Raw genomic sequence first — 21,390 nt, 5'->3', positions numbered from 1 at the left:
CCCAGGGCCTTGTCATTCATCCGCTCACGGGCGGCTTGATGGGCCGGGCTGCGGTGAAGAAGGCGCGGGTTGTGCCGCGCCTTCGCCGACCGCCGCCAGATTCTGCATGTGCGCGCGAGACAGTTCTTTCAACTTTTCGATGCGCGCTTCCGCCAGTTCGACCTCAAGTGCCGCCATTGCCTCCAGATAGCGGTTACGAGTCACCTCGTTGTCTTCTTTGTCCGGATAGCTGTCCTCGACCTCTTCCAGACGCCGGCTCGCGTTGAGTTCAAGTGCCTCGAACGCCTCGGGGTTGCGCTCGCGCAAATAGCGAATCCAGTAATCGCGCCCAATCAGATCCTCCAGAAACCTGTCCGACGCTTCCTCGGCGAGGACCGCTGCGCGCGCGTCGAGCAATCGCTGCCCGCGAATCGGTGTGGCGTACAACATGTGCTCTGGTTGCGCCGGCAATTGCAGGCCGTCCGGCCATCCGCGAGTCATGCCGATGCGGTATTGCAAGCGGACTTCGGCGCGGTCCTTGTTTTTGGCAGCGGCTTCGGCCAGGCGGTCGACCCTTTCCAGGCGAAACAGGCGGCGGGTCAGATCAAGCAAGGCTCTGCCGCGCTGGTCGGGACGATGCCGGGGAATATCGCGCAGGGCGTTGTATTCATAGACCCGGGTTTCCAGCTCGCTGAACGACAGAATCCGGCCATCAGGGCAGGTGCCATGGGTTTCGGCGTTGAGAAACAACAGGTCACGCAGCTCGGCGTTTTCAGTGGCAGCCTGAATGACTTGCCAGACCCGGTGGGTCAGGTCGGCGCCGGACAGCCTGAATTCGAGGGTATCGGGCAAGGTCGAGAGCAAATGAAAGAACGGCTCATGATTGGCCTGTTGCGCCAGTTGCAACCAAAGCGTTCGCCGCGCCTCACGCGCATCGACGTGTGTATGCGTCATCCAGATGTCCATCGCCGGTGCCGCCACATCCTGCGCCGGATTGGCAATGTCCTCCGCAGCTTCCACAACGGCATGCGCATCAACGCGCCTGTCAGCGCCACTGCCACCGCCACGCGGGTCATCGCCGTCGTCGCTATCGGAATCCGAGCCCGAGTCCGTCCCGGAGCCGGAGCCGGAATCGCTATCGGACTCAAGAAGGCGCTCGGTAATTTCGCGCTGTAAAAACGCTGCCGAGTAGCCCATCACATCACTGCCACCCTGCGCGTCGCTGTAATCCCTTAGTTGCTCCAGTGCGTTAAGCGACAGTGAGTTGTCCGACAAGTCAGCACCGGCCACCAGCCTTTCATGGTTGCCGCCCAACAGCCGATCCGGGAAGAACATGATGTTGTTACCCGACAGGTCCAGCCTTCGCAGATGCGCCAGTTCGAGGACGCCGTCAGGCCAGAAATCCAGACCGTTCTGGCCCAGGTTGAGGGTTTCCAGACGGCTGAAGGTTCTGGCGTTGAATTCTTCCAGCTGATTGTGGCTGAGATCGAGCCAGCGCAGCCGCGCTCCGGCCGCGTACTGGTACACGGTTTGCGCTGCGGCCAGGCGATTGCCGCTCAATTCCAGGCGCTCCAGCCGGCTCAGACGAGCGACCGCTTCCGGCAGACGCTCCAAGGCGTTGCCGTTGAGCATCAGGGTGGTCAACTCAGGGAACGCCGGGCAAAAGCGATTGAAACTCTCGACAGTAAACTTGACCCCCGTCAGGTCGAGTGTGCGTACATGGGGAAACATGGCTGACAACGCGGGCAAATCACCGATGAGCCCCGCTGAAAAGCTCAGCGTCTGTCCGGCGGACTCGGTCAGCGCCGTAACGCCGTCGCGCCAGCAATTGCGGATCCGCGTCGCGTCGAAGCGTCTCGTGGACGACGACACGCCTTCGCCAGGCCCCTGCGCCGGGTTGAAAATCCAGCCGTTCAACTCACGCGTCAGCGTCTCGTCTTGAGCTCGCCACTGGTTCAGCCTGTCCGCCACTTGCTCTGGGAGCAGCCCTTCGTTGCGTAAGCGCGCAACGAAGGCTTGCGCTTGTTCAAGCGTCAACGAGGGAAATAGTTCCAGCGCCCGGGCGCTCATGTCGGCGCCGCCGCCGATTGCAGCGACCGGCGGGAGCGCCAACAGCTGACCGGCGCGATCCAGCGCACTTTCCTGCGGGGTCGCGTTTGAAATGCCTGGCAATGACACGGATTGCGCGTCGAACCGTTGCAAGGCGCCGTCGGGCAGACCGATGGTCATCTCGATCCGGCGCTGCGCCGTTCTCAAATCCGCCTCGCCGGCGACACTGAAACGGTTGTTGAGCAAGCGCGTCTTGAGCAGCACCGCGTCGTTGGCAAGCACCTGTTCGGGGATCGATCCGATGGTGTTATGACGCAGATCCAGTACCTGCAAATGCGCCAGGCTGTCCGCCCCTTTCGGCCATTGATTGAATCCATTTGAGCTGAGGTTCAGCGTCTTGAGCCCTGTCAGGCGCGAAACGTCCAGTGTGTCCAGGCGATTGAGCCGGGCATTGAGATGTTCCAGTTTGTTCAGCGCATTGAATTGGCTCTGGACCTCAGGGGTAACGGCAATACGGTTGAGAGACAGATCCAGCTGTGTCAGCTGAATGACGTCGGCAGGCCGGACCGGCACTTCTGTCAATCCGCAGGCGGTGATGTCCAGGCGGGTGACGCCACTGAATGCCTGGAGGAACCCGCGAATCTGCTCGATCGGCACGTTCAACCGGTCCAGCCGAACGGTCTGCACATGCGCAAACGTTCCGGCTGGCAATTGCGGCAGCTCACTGACCGACTCCTCGCCCTGTAACCATGCGGTGTCAACCAGTTCAAACAGGCTGGCATCGTCAAGACCGCCGCCGGATGTCCAGTTCGTGGCATCGAACGGACTAACGTCGTCGTTCAAGCGATAACGCCGACGTATGGCTGCGCGCCAGTTCTGCTCCAGTGCACGAACCACCCGCGCATTGGGCAGCGCTTGCCAGCGCGCTGCCGGCGTCGCGGTACGCAATCCTCCTGATGCGCTGGCCTCATAGAACTGGCGGAAAATGGCGGTGTGCTCCACGCGCAGAATCTCCACGGCCTTGAGCCGGGTTTGCGGGGTGTTCCACAGGCTCATGATCCGCTCAGGCAACGGGTTGAGACGCCCGGCCTCGCCCGTGAGAAACTGCAATTCTCCAGCGCAATAGCGGCGAACCATCAAGTCCAGATCAACCAGATGCCGCCACTGCCCCATGTAGTTGTTTACATAGTCGTAAGCGGGTTTGAACGCCTCATGGGCAAACTTCGACCAGTCCAGCGACAAACCCGCCCAGAGTTTTTCGTGGCCGACATACAGCGTTTGTGGCAGCGAAGCGATGGCAGTCTGGGTCAGGTCCAGTCGTTCCAGTTCAGGCAGTTGCTCCACATAAGCCGGCCACTGCGTCAGGCCCGGCGCTTCGATCTTGAGTTTTTTCAGGCGCCTGAGGGGCGTCAGGTCCAGGCCAGGCGGAATATCTACGCCGCTGAGAACATCCAGATGAAGCTCTTCCAGGGTGGTCAATGTACGCAATCGTGCTGACAGACTTGAAGCCATGACCGTGGCTCGCGTTCTGAATTTGAGCTTTTTCAGCGCGGGCATTCGCGTCACGGTCAAGGGCAGGGTCGTCAGTGACTGCTCCTGCTCCATGTAGGCGCCAAACAGACTGCCCCGCTCCCCCAGCGACAGCTTTTGCACATTGGCAAACCGCGCCAGTAATGCGTCAGCATTGGCGTCAGTCACGCCGTTGCCGCCAATCGAAAGTTCACGTACATGAGCGAAGTCGGCGCTCAGCACCGGTAGCGGGTCGTAGGTGATGATCGAGAGCTGATCGGCCCCCGCGACTCCAGTGGACAAGGCGTTGCGCCAGCAGGTTTTCAGCGCTTGCGCGGCGCGAAACTTGTGATCGGTTCCGGAGCGTTCCCAAGGAGCCAGCGTCGATGTCCCGGCCCATTGATCCAGTGTCGCATTCAGTTGCTCCCACTCACGCCGACGTGATTGCAAGAGCGCGAAAATGGCGCTGTGGTCATTTCCCGTCCGATATTGTTCAAGAATGAAGCCATGAGCCTGTTCGTCGGTCACTTGCGGATAAACGTCACGCACATGAGCGATCAGCGGCGCTGGCAGCCCCGCGCCGCGTCCGCTGGCGGGATAACCGATCAACGTAGCGCTGACCCGCACGGGCGGCTTGATCCACTTGGCCTGTGGTGCCAGCAGCGCAGGCGCCTCTGCTTGATGCTGATCGGCGTAATCGAGGATCTTCGCTTGCAACCTGGCAGACTGCCCGACCTCAGGCACACCGAGGCTGCGGCGCGCGTCATCAGGCAACGCGTGCATGATCGATGAGTAAAAATTGTCGCCGTTTCGAGGCAGGCTGTTGAGCGCCTCGCCGCGCTCGTCGAATGCCTGAAACTGAGCGCCCTTCTTGATCAGGTATTTCTTTTCGCCGGCTGTTTCGCTGCCAATGCTGTCGAGCAGCACGCCAGCCTCATGCCCCTCGCGCACTTCGATACGAACGGTGTCAGGCCAACCCGGCAATCGCTCCAGCGTGTGCAATGCCAGACGTCGGCTGTCCGCCGAAGCAACGTTTTCGCTGCGCAGACCGGCATACGCCGCCACCTGTCGGCTTTGCCGCGCGTACCAGCGTGCCTCTTCCAGCAGGCGCAGTGGTACTCGCTGGCCTGCGCCGAGTCGCTCCAGCTCATCGGGGCGCCCATGCGCCAGCACGGTCTGTGCCGCCGGTTCGCTGAGTCCGGGGCAGGCCTTCTGCAAACGCACAACCTGCGGGTCGACGGGGTCAGTCCCCAGGTAGATGCTGTCGTAAATTGCCGACTGACGGGTGCTGGCGTAGTCGGCGATCTGCTTGCCGAACTCTGCCGGCCGGGCATCGCGCACGCGTGCACCTTGCTCTCCGAGAAGCCGGGTGACTTCAGACTCGTCCAGCGCCGCGAGAATATGAGCTGGCAGCTCACCGCTGAGGATATCGGCCCGTGATATCTGAATCGGTGCCTTGACGCCGACATCGCGATAGCCCCGAACGGAACCATACCTGACGGACTTGCCGGACAATGCCTCGCCGTCGAAGACTTCCAGCACCCGATTCGCCGGCCAGCGTGGCATTTCGGTGATCAGCGGCAACGCATAGAGATAGAGTTCGTCGACCGGTTGGGTCCCGCGCAATTGCTCAACGACCCGCGCCGCGTTGCTATCGGCCTGTATCATGCGCAGCGCCTGGGTCAGCTCCGGTGGTGGCAGCGCAGAATCGGTGTGCATCTTGCGCAGGGCGGCCTCACTGACACCGCTGATATCGGCAGCCTTGATCAGCTGTGCATCGGAGAAGGCTTCGGCTGCATGGCCGATACGCCGCAAAAGAGTCAGACGATCCCAGGTGTGTGGACGCTCCAGCGTATGCCGCCAGGCGCCGCGGCCATTGCTGTCGAGCACCGGCTGCCAGGCGTTGGCGTCGCTCGGATGCGTGATGCGCCATTTGCCGATCGAGTCATCGAAGAACTGCTCGTAGACCTTGCCGTCCTGGCGAATGTAGGTTTTCCCTTCAAACACATGCTGCCCGGCATGATTCGGGCCGGGACTGTCGGGCAGCGTGACAGCAGACTCGTAACCTTGCAGGCTCGCTCTCCACAGGCGGGTTTGCCCGTTGGGCAACTGTACCGGCTGCAGCTGTTCAATGACCGGCACGGCTGTGGCGCTGGAGATTTTTCGCACCCCCGCCCCCACCCCCGCCATCACTGCAATCTGCGCCAGATTCTCCGCCACATCGATCAGATGATCCCTGGCGGCACGGCGATCGCCCTCGCCCCATTCAATCGCGCCCTCAAGCGTTTCGTAAAGCAGTTGCCCGGCCATCACCACCATCATTACTTCGCCCAGCACCGGCACGAACATCGACACCACGTTCAATCCGAGCAGGCCGATCTGCATCAGGTGCGCCAGTTTGGCCTCGCGCGCCTTGACGTCGACATCGTCGGTGGGCACGGCATGGCTTCGAGCATCAGCCAACACCTTTGCCCGGCTCTCGGTGTAGAGGTACTGCCAAAGATCCTGATTCCTTTCCCACAGCCCGCGCTGCCTTTGCAGGAACGTGCCTGGCGCGATGTATGGATCAGGTTCAGGCTCGAGTTTTGCGGCAGGCGGCGGGGGCAATTGCTTGATTCGCGTGAAAGGCGCACCAGGACCAAACGAGGTGACGATGCGCCACGGGGAGCGCCAAAAGTCATTGGGTGAATCCGCTGCCTTGCGGGTGAACTGACTGAAATAGTCGCCACGTTGGTCGTAAGGCAAAAACTGACTGAGAAAGCGCTGATAGGCAGTCGGTTCAGCGCCTGACGTTGACGGGGTGCTTCGAGCCGTCAGCAGCCGCTTGAACTCTGCCTTGTCTTCATCGCCGCGATAGCATTTGAACGGGTGCTCGGGATCGTGCGGAATATAAACAATCCATTCACTGCTGTAGCGGTACTTCTCGCTGATGACAAAGACCACGCAGCCAGTCATTCGCTTGTTCATCAGACTTAAATCGCGAAACCACACGGGCTTGTTGCCGACCGAGGGATTGAGCTCGCCCTCGATCACCGAAATGATCATCGCGTAGTGCGCAGCTTCGATGTCCTTCGTCAACAACGCCTGCTCGGCAGCGGCGCGCATTGTCGCTTTCTGGCTGGCGATGAAACGCTCGCGAAGTACAGCTTCGGCCGTTGCATCCGCAGGATGAAAGAACGACTGCAGCCAGGTCTGATATTGCTTGCCAATGTCCAGACGGCGACACAATCCGAGGAACTGGCTGACCGAGATCGCGATGCTCACGGCCTCATGGCTGCCGGCTTCGGTCGTTGCCACCACGAATCCGGAGGTGGCGTGGTAAGCCCCCTGTTCACACTCCCAGGCTTCGAAGTTATGCAGTGCGGCGTCAAGCAACGAGAGTTTGAGCACTTCGAAAGAGTCCAGCTCTATTGCCAGAATACCCACCTCCAGTGGTCGACGGAGACACAGCAGGATCGTGTCGACGTCCACTTGCAGCTGATATTCGTCCGCAAGAGCCTTGATCAGCAAAGGCCGGGCAAACGCTTCGACCGGCTGAAAGGTTGCCATGCTTTTATCGAGACTGTTCTGCGCGTCAACGCTGGCCTTGAAGCTGTCATTCAAGGCCTGGCGCTGGGTCGGCGTCGCGTTCAGATACCAGGAGGGCGGTGCTGTTGCGACGCCCTTGAACGCCTCGCGTCTTTGCGCTGAGGCGTTGGTCAACCAGGCAGGGATCGATTTCTCAAGGAAGTGGCCGTGCAGGCTTTGCGTCGGTTTCGGTTTTGCAGGGTGCGCGAGCGAAGCGGGTTGCTTCGGCTGCGCGCTGGGTGATATCGGGTTCATGATTGTTCCTTATTGGGGAAACAATCAGCAGACCACGTCGGGCCATTGCGTCTGCGGTACCTAGATATTGCATGACCGGGGATGAGTAACCGGATACGTCACCAGCCCCTGGCACCTGACCGTCACTCGATGCACCTTTTACGGTCGCCGTGACGGCCCGGGCGTCGGCGACAGACGACCGGGGAGCTCGGACTCACCGGCATAACTCTGCAGATCAATAATCTCCCGGCGCGTCAGTGTGATGAGCTTCTGTCGGCGCTGCGCCTCCATGGTCCTGCCTATATCCTCGAGTTCCTGATCGTACTGTTGCGCATCGATCTCACCCCGCGCGAGCCGATCATCCAGCACAGTCCAGAGTTGCTCACGCAGTGCATCGATTTCGTCGTCGATTGCGCGGATCTCTTGCGAGTAGCGCTCTTGCAGATAAGCGCTCCAGTAATCGCGCTCGATCATGCTCGCCGGTAGGGCGTCCGTCTGCTCCGCTTGCAGGATTGAAGCCCGGATGTGCGGGATCTGTTCATCGCTCAGGGGGGCGTCGTAAAGCATGTAGGCCGGTTGACCGGGCAGTTCGATACCGTCGCCCCAGCCACGGGTCAAACGGATGCGGTATTTCAGGCGTACCTCGGCGCGGTCCATGCCTTGTGCTGCGGCTTCGGCGAGCACTTCCACCCGCTCCAGACGAAACAACTGTCGGGAAAGACGCAACAGTGCCCGGCCCCGCAGCGCGATTCTGTTCAAGGGAATGTCGTGCAAGGTGCGATACACCGAAACGCGCACTTCCATATCACTGAAGGTCAGAATCCGCCCATCCGGACATGTGCCATGGGTTTCAGCCCCCGCGAACAACAATTCTCGCAACTCGGTATTTTCCGTGGCGGCCTGGACGACGTCCCACATTCTCTGGGTGAGATCTGCCGGTATCAACCTGAAGTCCTCGGTGTCGCGCAACAGCCGCAGCAACTGGAAAAACCGCTGATGATTCGGTTCCCGAGCCAACTGCGCCCAAGCTGTCCTTCGTTGTGCCACCAGTTCCGGGCTGCTGTTCGCCAGCCAGGGTTGCAGCGACCTCGGCGCAACGTCGAGAGCTGGATCAAGGACGACTTCCGCAGGTTTTACGACTGCATACGGGTCGAGAGCGACGGCACCGGCTCCACTGCTGTCACCGCTGGGCGCGGCGGCAGCGACTGGGCCAGGCAAAATATGTGCATCAATCAGGGTGTCGATGTTCCTACGTGATATTCCCAGCGCGTGAGTCGATGAATGTTCGCGGGCGTAGCGGCGCAAATCCTGCAACGCTGCAAGCGACAGGCGCTGGTTCTCGGACAAGTCGGTCCCGTGAATCAAAGACTCGTGCGAGCCATTGAACAGATCAGCCGGGATGTCGACGATCTCGTTGCCGCTCAGGTTCAGATGGCGCAACCGCGGTGCCTGTAACACGCCGACAGGCCATTCGGTCAGGCGGTTGTAACGCAGGTCCAGATTCTCGATGGCGCCAAAGTCGGAAGGGTTGAATACGCGGATTTCGTTGTAGCCAATATCCAGCCGGCGAAGACGTGCACGGAAAACCAGCGGATAAAGGCTCGTCGCGCTCTGGAGACCGCAATACTGCATGTCCAGGCGCTCCAGATGACGCATCCGCAACACCGGGGCAGGCAAAGACGTCAGTTCATTGCTACCGATATACAAAGTATCGAGAAAGGGAAAGGCATTGAGAAAACCGTCGGAACCCTGCACGGTCATGCCCACCCCGTTCAGATCCAGCGATGTCACCGCCGGAAGCTGCACAGCCAGCGCCGGCAAATCACCTGTCTGCTGCCCCTCGAATCCAAGTTCCAACCCCGGCCTGCCAAGGTTTTCCGTGAGTCCGTCGAGCCATGCATTGCGGATGCTTCGCGCCGCAAATGAACGGTTCTGTGCGTTGATCTGCAGCAGGTTCGTACGTATCTCGCGGATGTACAGCCAGTCATTTAACTGGCGGACCAAATCCTCACAGGACCGATGCCAGACGCTGATTTGCGCTTCGATGCGCGCCTCACTCCATCCACTCGCCCGCCAGTTGTTCACGCAGGGCTCAGCCCGTGCGGGGGGCATGATCGCGCTCAGGCGTTGCAGGTGAGCCGAACCCACAGCGTCACCGGGCAATATTGTCACCGGCTCTGGAAGCGGCAGCAGCAAATCGATAAATGACCAACCCGTTTGCGCCGGAGGAAATTGTTGCGGCACCGGTTCCGCCGCGAAGCGACGCAACGTGCCTGGCTGCAGCCCTCTTTGCTGTTCGACGCGCTGCAGCGCCGCATTGAATCCGGCTTCGCCGTCCAGGCTGAAAAGATTACCGGTCAGATTGGTTCGCATCAGTACGTCGGGGTGGGACAGCACTGGCGGCGGCAATGACGCGATACGATTGTCGCGTAAATCGAGCCAGGTCAATCGTCGCAGGTGTTCCGCGCCGCCGGGCCATGCTTGCAGTGAGGTTGACCGCAGATTCAAGGCGCGCAAGCGACTCAACGCGCCGACATCGACGGTATGAAGCGGGTTATGACTGAGATTCAACCGCCTCAGACGCTGCCATCCATTGAGCTGCCGCTGCACGAGCGGCGTTACCGCGATCCTGTTGCCTGAGACATCGAGGTGAGTCAACGCTGGCAACGCGTCTGCGGTAAAGGGCAGTTCGGTAAAGGTTGCCCCCGTGATTTCAAGGCTTTCAACCTGACTGAACGCCCGGAGAAAGCTGCGCGCCTGTTCGAGCGGCACATCCAGCCGCGCCAGACGCAATGTACGCACGTGCGCAAAACTGCCGGTCGGCAGCGACGGCAGCTCGGTGAGCCATTCGGCGTGCGCTGACAAGGCGAGCGGCGTTTGCGCCCCAGGCAACTCAAACGTCTCGACGCTGGACGCAAGACCGTAGCGCCGGTGAATCATGCCATGCCAACTGACTCTCAGCGCATTGAGCATGTCGGCGTTGCGCCCTGTCGACCAACGCCGTTGGAGGGCCGCATAGCGTGTTCCGTGGCGCAGGGCGGGGGCGTAGAACTGAGCGAATACCGCTTCGTGTTCGGCCCGAAGATCTTCAATCGCTTCAATCCGGGTTTCGGGTGTAGCCCAGGCGCCGTAAAAGGCCTCGGCCAAAGGATCGGCCACGCCTGGCCTGATCGCCATGGCGTCCAGCTCCGCAGCGCAGAACTCACGGACCATCTGATGCACATCAAGCAGATGACCAAAAGGACCGGAATATTGGCTGACATAATCGTAAGCGCGCCTGAAGGTGGCCGGGGTGACCCGCGACCAATCCAGCGACAGCCCGGCCCAGAGTTGTTCATGCCCGTGATAAAGCGACTCCGGCAAGGTTTCGATCAGTGTGTTGGTCAAATCCAGACGCCCAAGCCGCCCAAGCCGTTCGACGTAGGCAGGCCATCGCCACAAGGCGCGCGGCGCGTCTATGCGTAAAGTGCGCAGTTGCGTCAACGGTTCCAGATCGAGCCCGTGGAGTGTGGTTTCGTCGGTTCCCGAATAGTCAATGTGCAGCGTTTCCAGCGACGTGAGCGTCCTGAGCCTTGGCGCAAGGGTCGGCGCCAGAAAAGGCGCATCGGTGGAGAATCGCAGGTGGGTCAGTCGAGACAATCGTCCGACGGCGGGTGGCAGTGTCGTCAGCGGCCGAGCCATGGATCGGCGGTGATAAACCGGCCCCGGCTCGCCAATCGACAAATCGGTGAGATTGGGGAAAGCCGCCAGGAAGCCGTCAGCGTTGGCGTCCATTACGCCGATGCCGGTCACCGACAGTTCACGGACATGGGCAAAGCGTGTGTTCAACACCGGCAGCGGCGTGTCGAAAACCAATGACAGCCGCGCGGTCTCGGCAACCTGTCCGGCCAGGGGTGCATTGCGCCAGGCATCTCGCAACGCCTGAGCCACGTGCGTGCGGCGCTGTGCAGTCTGGCTGTCGGTCGGGCCTGCCTGCCACTCATCGAGAGTGGTGTTCAGGGTGTCCCAATCCTGCTGACGCGTTTGCAACTCAGCGTAGATCTGCACGTCGTTACGGCCTCGTTGCTGGGCGAAGAACGCATCGGCCTGCTGCGGTTGGGGATACAACTGCGTGACTCGCGACTGCAGCGACCGATTGAACCCCCTGCCCCGCCCACTTGCATAATAGCCAAGCAACCTCGCAGCGACCCGCACCGGCGGTTTGAACCATTTGGCTTTGGGTTCAAGCACGCGCGCAGCTTCACGTCGATGAACAAGCGCTGACTCGATGACCCGGTGTTGCAGTTCGCTGCCGCTGTTAACGTCACGCAGCCCCAACGTCGCACGCAGGTCATCGGGCAAGGCGTACATAAGCGAACGGTAAAAGCTGTCGTCCGTTCTCTGCAACCGGTTGAGCGCTACTCCACGCTCATCTAATGCCTGATAAAAAGGCCCGTTCTTCACCAGATAGCGGTTAACCGGGGCTGTCGGTTCGCCGAGGCTGTCGAGCAACGCGCCAGCGGTGCTGCCTTCGCGGATCTCCAGACGCAACGTCGACGTCCATTCCGGCAATTGCTCGAGTGCAAACAAGGCCAGCCGCCGACTCGCTGCCGAGGCAAGATTTTCACTGTGCAACCCGGCAAAGGCGCGGATCTGGCGCCCCTGCCGAGCATGCCAGCGGGCCTCTTCGAGCAGTTTGAGAGGCGAACGCCCGGTTGCATCCATGCAGCTCAGTTGGGCCGACGTTGCATGATCAAGTACATCCTGCGCAGCTGCCTGACCAAGACCGGGGCACTCACGCTGCAGAATGCGCGCACGCCGGCTCAGCGGTTGGCTGCCGCTGTAGAGGCTGTCAAAAACGGCCGCCTGGCGCGTGTACGCATACTCGGCGAGCCGCTGCATGAACTCGTCCGGCCTGGCGGGCCGGTGCTGTGCGCCTCTGCTGCCCAACAGATGAACGATTTCGTTTTCCTCCAGCGCTGCCAGGATTCGTGCCGGCATCTCGCCGTTCATGACTTGTTCACGATTGAGACGTATCAAGGATTCTTGGCCAACTACCCCACCCGAATTTTGCGCCCCATAGCGGATCGACCGTCCCGCGCTCTCCGACCCGGTAACGATCTCCAGCACTCGACCGGTAGGCCAGCCAGGCATTTCGGGGATCAATGGCAATGCGTACAGAAACCGATCATCGATCGCTCTTGCGCCGCGCAATTGCTCGATCATCTGCCGCGCACCGGCGTCCGCCTCGAACAAATTGGTGGCGTCGCGCAATTCGGGAGGCGGCGGCAGATGGTCCATGTGCATCTTGCGCAACGTGTTGTCACTGACACCGCAGACATCGGCCAGCATCAGCAGGGAATCATCGGAAAAACCGTCGGTTACCGGCCCCATGCGTCGTAACAGATCCAGACGCCCCCAGGTCATGGGTTGTTCCAGTGCCAGGCGCCAGGCTCCGTGGCCGTTATGCACAAGGACTGGCCGGTAGGCATCGGGATCGGTGGGATGTTTGAGCAGCCATTGCGCAGTCGTCTCATCCTTGACCAGCTCGTAGATTTTGCCGTCTCGACGGATATACATTTTGCCGTCGAGCGAATACTGCGCCAGCGCATTGGGTTCGGATAAGGCGCCCAACGTGACGTCCTGTTCGTAACCGCTGTAGGCGGGTTTCCACAGGCGAGTTTTTCCGTTGGGCAACGTCACCGGGTGGAGGCTCTCGATGACCGGCTCAGGCTTGACCGCCGTCAGCCGGCTGAAGCCCGCACCCGCAGATGCCATCGCGCCCATCAGGGCAAGGTTTTCGGCAACATCGACCAAATGGGCCTTGGCCGCATGCTTGTCGCCTTCGCTCCACTCGACGACGCCTTCAATGGTTTCAAACAACAACTGACCCGCCATGACCACCATCATGACGTCACCCAGCACGGGAACGAACATTGATACGACGTTCAGGGCCAACAGACCGAACTGCAGCAGCGCAGCGAGTTTGGCATCGCGTGCCTTGGCATCGACGTCCGCGGTTGGCACCGCGTGACTGCGGGCATCATCGAAGAGCTTGTCGCGGTGTTTTTCGTAGAGATAAGTCCAGAGGTCCTGGTTTCTGCCGTTTATGTAGGCCTCCCGGTCCGGAAGCGGTTTGGCCGCCACGAATGGGTCGGTATCCGCAATCATCTTCGGTACCTGGGGAGGCAACTCCCACGCGCTGACGCCCGTCACTGCTTGCCCGATCGTAAGCCATGCCGACCACAGCCAATCGGACGCGGGATGGGCGGGCTTGACGAACTGGCTGAAATATTCGGCGCGCCTTTTATAAGGTAAGAACTGACTGAAAAACTGTTGATAGGCTGTCGGTGCGGTACTCTGCGGCTGCTGTGGATCCCGAGCAGAAAACAGCCGTTTCAAGGTGTCTTGCATCTGCGTGCCGGTATAGCGCTTGAGCGGATGTTCGGGGTCGTTGGGCACATACAGAATCACCTCATCAAACGATGGGAATTTGTCATACATCACAAAGACAATGCAGCCAACCAGCCTGTAGCGCATCAGACTCAAGTCCTGGAATGAGACTATCTTGTTGTCCAGTCTGGGATTTCTATTGCCGTTGAGTACCGAAAGAATCATCGCGTAATCCTGCCGGCGGATGTCCTTTGTCAACAACGCTTGTTCGGCCGCCGCGTGCAGAGCGGTTTTCTGAGCAAGAATGAAATGGCGGCGCAGCTTTGCCTCTGCGTCTGGGTTGGCGGGATGGAAAAAAGAAGTCAGATAGGCTTGATACTTTGCCCCGATGTCCAGCTCCCGGCACAGGCTGAGAAAGTTCCTCACCGAGACATTGACCGGTACTGCCCTGTAGTTGCCGGGCGTGCCGGTTTCAACCGCGAAGGTTGAGCTGTTGTGAAAGGCTCCGTACTTGCATTCCTCACTTTCAAAGTTGTGCAGCGCCGCCTGCAGCATGGGCAATGTCAGCACCTCGAACGTGCCGACTTCCACGCGAGCAAGAGTCAACAGAACGGGTCGCTTCAAACACAACAGCGTCTTGTCGACATCCACTTGCACTTGAAAGCGGCTTTTCAACGCTTCCAGCAACAAAGGCCTGGCAAATGCGTCGATGTCCTTGAACGACGACATCGTTTTATCCAGTTGCACCTGCGCCTGGAAACTGTGGTTGAAGCGTTTGTGCAATACGTCGCGTTGCGCCGGTGACGCCTTTGTGTACCAGTCGGGGATAGTGCTGGTGGCCCGCTTGACTTCAGCTCTTCTGTGCGCGGGAGCATCAATCAGCCATTGCGGCAACGCGGCTTCGAGCAACGGCGCATGCAGACTTTCCGTTGCCAGAGGTTTGACCATGACTTGCGCGGTTCGGGATAGGGGGAAATCGGGTGACATACATCGCTCCTGTAGATGAAGCGGCAGCACATCATCCGCACCGTCCCGTCCGGCCGTACATAGTTATCGGATAGCGAGAGAGTTGTTACGTCGTGTTCGGACCGCTGACAGGCGGTTAATTGACTATGCTGACCACGAACGACTTCGTGCAGAGGGATATATGGACGATCCAAGCGACAACAAACCGCCGACCCTGTGGCAGATGCTGCATAGCGTCATGGCCGCTGCGTTCGGTGTGCAGAGCGGCAAGAACCGCGAAAGGGATTTCACCCACGGCAAGCCTAGCCATTTCGTCATTCTAGGGGTTTTATTCACAGCCCTGTTCGGTTTGACGCTGTTTGCCATTGTCAAACTGGTGTTGCATCTGGCCGGGGTTTGAGGCCTGCATGAAAAATCCGGGCCGTGACAGAACGATCGAGCCTTGAAACTGGCGAACCACCTGTTACAGGCATGCGGTCAGGCCCGGAATTTCACTTACTGATGGCTGACCCAGAATACCGCTGCCCCTACCACGAGAATGATCAGGAACAGGATGGCCCACGCATCGACACTGCTGTCGCTCTTTCTTGCCTTGGTCGGATTGCTCATTGCATCGCCTCTTGTCGGTTTTGTCGGTGATTGCAGAAAGACTCGACCACAGTTAAGACGAAGATTGTCCGCACGACAAATGTGGATTAGCTGACAGCGATTCTCGTTAGGCGATTTGGTTCTTTACATATACTCAAACATCACTTTTGCGCATAACTGCAAACGGGTATATTGCCCCGGCTCCGTCAGGGAGTGCGCGGCCGTGCGCGCAGAATTGCAGAGGCACAATCGGACTCCAGCAAGCGAAAACGCAGCGTTTTCCGAGTAGCCCAAAGCCTGAGAACAGGACTTATATGTACGTATACGACGAGTACGATCAGCGGATCATCGAGGACCGCGTCAAGCAGTTCCGTGATCAGACCCGACGCTATCTGGCAGGTGAGCTGAGCGAAGAAGAATTCCGCCCCCTGCGCCTGCAAAATGGCCTGTACATCCAGCGTTTCGCGCCGATGTTGCGCGTCGCCGTGCCGTACGGCCAACTGACCTCGCGTCAGGTGCGCATGATGGCCAAAATTGCCCGCGACTACGACAAGGGCTACGCCCACATCAGTACGCGGCAGAACGTGCAGTTCAACTGGCCGGCGGTGGAAGACATTCCGGACATTCTGGCTGAACTGGCCACCGTGCAGATGCACGCCATCCAGACCAGCGGCAACTGCCTGCGCAACGTCACCACCGACCAGTTCGCCGGTGTCGCCGCTGATGAAGTGATCGACCCGCGTCCATGGTGCGAAATCGTTCGGCAGTGGACCACGTTCCACCCTGAATTCGCTTACCTGCCGCGCAAATTCAAGATTGCCGTCAATGGTTCAACCACTGACCGTGCCGCCATTGAAGTCCACGACATCGGCCTCGAGCCGGTGTACAACGCCGCCGGCGAACTGGGCTTCCGCGTGCTGGTCGGCGGTGGCCTCGGTCGTACGCCGGTGGTTGGCGCCTTCATCAACGAGTTCCTGCCGTGGCAGGATCTGTTGAGCTATCTCGACGCCATCCTGCGGGTCTACAACCGCTACGGCCGTCGCGACAACAAGTACAAGGCGCGGATCAAGATCCTCGTCAAGGCGCTCACGCCTGAAGTGTTCGCGCAGAAAGTCGATGCGGAAATGGAGCACCTGCGTGGTGGCCAGACCACGTTGACCGAAGCTGAACTGCAGCGTGTCGCCAAGCACTTCGTCGATCCGGACTACAAGGCGCTCGACAACCAGACCGCACAACTGGCTGATCTGGACAAAGAGCATCCAGGTTTCGCCCGCTGGCGCAGCCGCAACACCCTGACGCACAAGAAACCGGGCTATGTCGCCGTGACCCTGTCGCTGAAGCCGACCGGCGTGGCGCCGGGCGACATCACCGACAAGCAGCTCGATGCCGTCGCCGACCTGGCCGAGCGCTACAGCTTCGGTCAATTGCGCACCTCCCACGAGCAGAACATCATTCTTGCCGATGTCGAGCAGAGCCAGTTGTTCACCCTGTGGGGCGAATTGCGCGAACAAGGTTTCGCCACGCCGAACATCGGTTTGCTGACCGACATCATCTGCTGCCCTGGCGGTGATTTCTGTTCGCTGGCCAACGCCAAGTCGATCCCGATCGCCGAATCGATCCAGCGTCGTTTCGACGATCTCGACTACCTGTTCGATATCGGTGAGCTGGACCTGAACATCTCCGGTTGCATGAACGCTTGTGGTCACCACCACGTCGGCCACATCGGCATCCTCGGCGTGGACAAGAAAGGCGAAGAGTTCTATCAGGTTTCTCTCGGTGGCAGCGCCAGCCGTGACGCGAGCCTGGGCAAGATCCTCGGCCCGTCCTTCGCTCAGGATGCCATGCCTGACGTGATCTCTAAACTGATCGACGTGTACGTTGAACAACGCACCGAAGACGAGCGCTTTATCGACACCTATCAGCGTATTGGCATCGACCTCTTCAAGGAACGCGTCTATGCAGCGAATCATTAAGAACAACGAAGTCGTCGACGAAACCTGGCACCTGCTGCCCAAGGATTTCAACATCGACGAGATCAGCAATTGCGACGATCTGATCGTTCCACTGCAACTGTGGCGCGAGCACAGCCGCATGCTCAAGGCTCGCGACGGCGGTCTGGGCGTCTGGCTGGACGCCGACGAAGAAGCCGAAGAGATCGGTGAAGTGGTCAATGAATTCCAGGTGATTGCCCTGAACTTCCCGGCTTTCACCGACGGCCGCAGCTATTCCAATGCGCGTCTGCTGCGGGATCGCTATGGTTTCAAAGGTGAATTGCGTGCGATTGGCGACGTGCTGCGCGATCAACTGTTCTACATGCATCGCTGCGGTTTCGACGCCTTTGCCATTCGCGCCGACAAAGATCCGTACGAAGCGCTGGAAGGTCTCAAGGACTTCTCGGTGACCTACCAGGCCGCGACTGACGAACCGCTGCCGCTGTTCCGTCGCCGTTAAGCCTCAGGGGTTTTGCTGCGGACATAAAAACGCCGGTCATGTGACCGGCGTTTTTTTATGCCTGCTGGATTACCAGAAACGTTGCTGCGTGAGGCGGCTCCACCAGCTCAACAGCACGCGATCGACTGAACCGCTCGCGGCCATACCGATACGCTCCTGCAGGCTTTTACGCTCGGCGTAGTGCAGGTGATAGACCTCGGCTTTTTTCGCTCGGTCTGCCAGGTATTCGTCGCTGGTCTTCAGTTCATCGACCAGTTGCTTGTCCAGTGCCGCGATGCCGAGCCAGACTTCACCGGTTGCCACGTCATCGATCGCCAGTTGTGGGCGATAGCGGGCGACGAAGTTCTTGAACAATTGATGGGTGATATCCAGGTCTTCCTGAAACTTCTCCCGGCCCTTTTCGGTGTTTTCGCCAAACACGGTCAGGGTGCGCTTGTACTCACCGGCAGTCAGCACTTCGAAGTCGATATCGTGCTTCTTGAGCAGGCGATTGACGTTGGGCAACTGCGCAACCACCCCGATCGAGCCGAGAATCGCGAACGGCGCGCTGATGATCTTCTCGCCGATGCAGGCCATCATGTAGCCGCCGCTGGCCGCGACCTTGTCGATGCACACGGTCAACGGCACGCCGGCCTCACGGATACGCGCCAGTTGCGAGGAGGCCAGACCGTAGCTGTGCACCATGCCGCCGCCACTTTCCAGGCGCAGCACGACTTCATCCTTGGGCGTGGCAAGGGTCAGCAACGCGGTAATCTCGTGGCGCAGGCTTTCGGTGGCCGAGGCCTTGATGTCGCCATCGAAATCCAGCACGAACACCCGCGATTTTTTCTCGGGTTTGTTCTTTTGTTTCTTCTCGCCTTTCTCGGATTTCGCCTCGCTCTTGCGCAGCGCCTTGAACTGATCCTTGTCGAGCAGCGTCTGCTCCAGACGCTCACGCAGACCTTTATAGAAATCGTTGAGCTTGCTGACCTGCAATTGCCCCGCCGACTTGCGCCGGCCCTTGCTGCGCAATGCAGCAAAACTGGCCAGCACCACCAGAATGGCGATCACCAGCGTGACAGTCTTGGCCAGGAAGCTGGCGTATTCGGTGAAAAACTCCACAGAGACTCCTTAGAACAGTGCGTGGTTTTACGGCACACGCGGGATGGCCCCAGCATACCCATGCGCCGCCTTGTCGACCAGTCGTGAAACCTTCGGCAACACCCCTGTAACGGGCATTTCAAACAAGCGTATGTTTTTTCATTGACAGCTAACCGCCATCCCCATAACCTCGCCAAACCTTCAACGTACCGGGAAGACGCGGACGTGGGCAGCATCTACTTGATTCGACATGGCCAGGCCTCCTTCGGTGCAGACGACTATGACGTGCTGTCGCCGACCGGCGTGCGCCAGGCTGAAATCCTCGGTCAGCATCTCGCTGAACTGGGCATTCGCTTCGATCGCTGCCTCGCCGGTGACCTGCGTCGCCAGCAACACACCGCCACTAGTGCACTGGAGCAATTCAGCGCCAAAGGCCTGTCGGTGCCGATCCTCGAAACCGACTCCGCGTTCAACGAATTCGATGCCGACGCGGTGATCCGCGCCCTGCTCCCGGCGATGTTGCCGGAAGAACCCGAAGCGCTCGACATCCTGCGCAACGCCGCGCAAAACCGTGGCGAGTTCCAGCGTATTTTCGCCCTGATCATCGAGCGCTGGCTGGCCGGCACCTACGACACCCCTGGCCTTGAAAGCTGGCAGGGCTTCGTCGAACGCGTACGCGCCGGGCTCCACCGGATTCTCGATCTGGCTCAAAAGCACCAGACCATCGCCGTGTTCACTTCCGGCGGCACCATTACTGCCCTGCTCCACCTCATTACGCAAATGCCTGCGAAACAGGCCTTTGAACTGAACTGGCAAATCGTCAACACCTCGCTCAACCAGCTGAAATTCCGCGGTCGTGAGGTGGCCCTGGCTTCCTTCAACAGTCATGCACATCTGCAACTGCTGAAGGCACCGGAACTCATCACTTTCCGCTGAGTACCGGACAACTGTGACCCTTGCTGTAACACCAGCACCATTACCTAACAAAGGATCGAACCATGACCTCCGTAGCTGATGCCGTAAAAGCAATGCAAGCCAAGTTCAACCCAGCCGCCGCTGCCGGTCTGGATCTGGTCTTCGGTTTCAACATCACCGACGAAGACAAGCAGTACGCACTGATCGTCAAGGACGGTACTTGCGACATTCAGGAAGGCGAAAACCCGGATGCCAACTGCACGCTGGTACTCGACAGCCAGACCCTGAAAGACATCGTCAGCGGCGAAACCGACGGCATGCAAGCCTTCATGGGCGGCAAGCTGCGCGTTGAAGGCGACATGATGCTGTCGATGAAACTGTCCGAACTGTTCCCTGCGTAAGAAGCCGCTTGGTTTTCTGCAAATCCCGTCCTTGTGGCGGGATTTGTCGTTTCAGCGCCCGGCTTGTGTCTGACAGTTGAGCGTCTGGTCAGCTTGCCGCCAAATCCTTCAACAACCGCGTATCCAGACCAAACCGTTCCTGCGAAATCATCCTGAATTGCCCCTCCGCCAGATCGCAGCTCACCAGCAAATTCCAGGAATGGCGAGTTGCCACCGAGGGCACCAGTACGAACGGGTGCTCGGCCAACAAGGCGTCGGCGAATCGGCGCTGATTGGGCGAGGTTTTCATCGGGTGCAGCCAATGCGGATTGGGCACTTCTTCCGGTTGCACGATTCTGACGCTGGCTTCGTGGATGACCTCAAAACAGGTCAACACATGAGGCTCCTCGTCCAGTGCATCGAACCCGCCATGGGCGGCCACTTCGAGGATCGCCGTGGAGGGGTCGACTGACGCATAAACCACGCGTCGCCCGGGTGTATTCCAGCGGCCGCCACGGCGATTCGAACCCAGGCCGCGATCCCACGTATCGCTGTACATCTCGCGGTCCAGTCGCCAGGCGTACCAGCGTTCATCCCAGGGCAAGGGATTCATTGATAAACCCCGTATTTGATCTGGTTCAGATACTCCTCGACCATCCTGAACCCCAATGCGTGTCCGACCAGATCGAGCGGAACATGCCCGTAGAAATAAGTGGCAGATTGTTGCAGCCACGACTCGGCCTTGGCCTGGCGTGCGAACACTTCGGTGGCCAATTCCAGCGCAGCGGCGTATTGGTACGCGATGATGCTCTGCGGCGTGTCCAGGCGCACCGACGTTCCCTCTTTGAGCAGGCGCCGCACGGTCCTGACCGACCTTCCAGTGATGCGTTTGACCAGATCGCCACGCTGATACAGCTCGCTGGAGGCGAGCATGTTAATGACATCGTGCAGTTCAAACCCTTCGGTCGTGCACCGCAGAATCAGCATGGGGTCATCGCCTGTGTCCTGCCCTCGCAGCAACAACTCGACGGGCTTGCCTTCGAGCTTCTTCAAACCCGTAAGCCGGGGCGCTTTGGCGGCGGGCATGGCGACGTCCTCCGAGGGGCATCTGGCGCGATCGTCGCGCCAGTAATGGCGAGGGGAGTAAGCAGGTGTGTGGCTTTCAAGCAGCGGAATTCGCATAGTGCCGTCCTTTGTCTGGGTTCCGAGCGATCGTGCGCTCGGTGACTTCAATGTCGGGACTGATGCTATAGGCCAGGCGTCCGACAACCAACCTGAAAAAGTCGTCAGAAATATCCCC

The 21,390-nt window shown here is 59.6% G+C and carries 10 protein-coding genes; 5 read left to right on the top strand and 5 right to left on the bottom strand.

Annotation, left to right across the window (positions count from 1 at the left end; translation table 11 throughout):
• Positions 1-24: 24 nt before the first annotated feature.
• A complete protein-coding gene (locus BLU52_RS11050) occupies positions 25-7,359 on the bottom strand; it encodes an NEL-type E3 ubiquitin ligase domain-containing protein (protein ID WP_090283216.1) in 7,335 nt (2,444 codons plus the stop codon).
• 138 nt (positions 7,360-7,497) lie between these two features.
• A complete protein-coding gene (locus tag BLU52_RS11045; RefSeq protein WP_090283215.1) occupies positions 7,498-14,697 on the bottom strand; it encodes an NEL-type E3 ubiquitin ligase domain-containing protein in 7,200 nt (2,399 codons plus the stop codon).
• Between the two features lie 160 nt (positions 14,698-14,857).
• Here BLU52_RS11045 and BLU52_RS11040 point away from each other — a divergent pair, with 160 nt between their 5' ends.
• From BLU52_RS11040 to BLU52_RS11030, 3 genes are all read left to right on the top strand, one after another.
• A complete protein-coding gene (locus BLU52_RS11040; protein WP_090283214.1) occupies positions 14,858-15,076 on the top strand; it encodes a DUF2970 domain-containing protein in 219 nt (72 codons plus the stop codon).
• Between the two features lie 502 nt (positions 15,077-15,578).
• A complete protein-coding gene (locus BLU52_RS11035; RefSeq protein ID WP_090283213.1) occupies positions 15,579-17,237 on the top strand; it encodes a nitrite/sulfite reductase in 1,659 nt (552 codons plus the stop codon).
• Positions 17,221-17,715 carry a DUF934 domain-containing protein gene (locus tag BLU52_RS11030; protein ID WP_090283212.1) on the top strand — a complete coding sequence of 165 codons (495 nt, stop codon included), beginning with the start codon at positions 17,221-17,223 and terminating at the stop codon, positions 17,713-17,715. Before BLU52_RS11035 ends, BLU52_RS11030 begins: the two co-directional genes overlap by 17 nt.
• Positions 17,716-17,784: 69 nt before the next feature.
• On the opposite strand, the gene sohB is transcribed toward BLU52_RS11030, so the two are convergent.
• Positions 17,785-18,816: a protease SohB gene (gene sohB, locus BLU52_RS11025; RefSeq protein ID WP_090283211.1), complete on the bottom strand. Its 1,032-nt coding sequence runs from the start codon at positions 18,814-18,816 to the stop codon at positions 17,785-17,787.
• Between the two features lie 204 nt (positions 18,817-19,020).
• Between sohB and BLU52_RS11020 the strand changes: the two genes are divergently transcribed.
• Both BLU52_RS11020 and BLU52_RS11015 read left to right on the top strand, forming a co-directional pair.
• On the top strand, positions 19,021-19,731 hold the full coding sequence (locus tag BLU52_RS11020; protein WP_090283210.1) for a histidine phosphatase family protein: 711 nt from the start codon (positions 19,021-19,023) through the stop codon (positions 19,729-19,731).
• 62 nt (positions 19,732-19,793) lie between these two features.
• The gene (locus BLU52_RS11015; protein WP_090283209.1) at positions 19,794-20,111 is read left to right on the top strand and encodes an SCP2 sterol-binding domain-containing protein; all 318 of its coding nucleotides are present in this window, start codon (positions 19,794-19,796) and stop codon (positions 20,109-20,111) included.
• An 88-nt stretch (positions 20,112-20,199) separates the two neighbouring features.
• On the opposite strand, the gene BLU52_RS11010 is transcribed toward BLU52_RS11015, so the two are convergent.
• Both BLU52_RS11010 and BLU52_RS11005 read right to left on the bottom strand, forming a co-directional pair.
• Complete coding sequence (locus BLU52_RS11010; RefSeq protein ID WP_090283208.1) at positions 20,200-20,703, bottom strand: RES family NAD+ phosphorylase; 504 nt, start codon at positions 20,701-20,703, stop codon at positions 20,200-20,202.
• Complete coding sequence (locus tag BLU52_RS11005; RefSeq protein ID WP_090283207.1) at positions 20,700-21,176, bottom strand: antitoxin Xre/MbcA/ParS toxin-binding domain-containing protein; 477 nt, start codon at positions 21,174-21,176, stop codon at positions 20,700-20,702. The genes BLU52_RS11010 and BLU52_RS11005 overlap by 4 nt, the downstream gene beginning before the upstream one ends.
• Positions 21,177-21,390: the final 214 nt, after the last annotated feature.

It is taken from the genome of Pseudomonas granadensis (genome assembly GCF_900105485.1).
Classification (GTDB): Bacteria; Pseudomonadota; Gammaproteobacteria; order Pseudomonadales; family Pseudomonadaceae; genus Aquipseudomonas; species Aquipseudomonas granadensis.
Note: the sequence above shows the minus strand (reverse complement) of the source record. Positions and strands in the feature narration are given on the sequence as shown.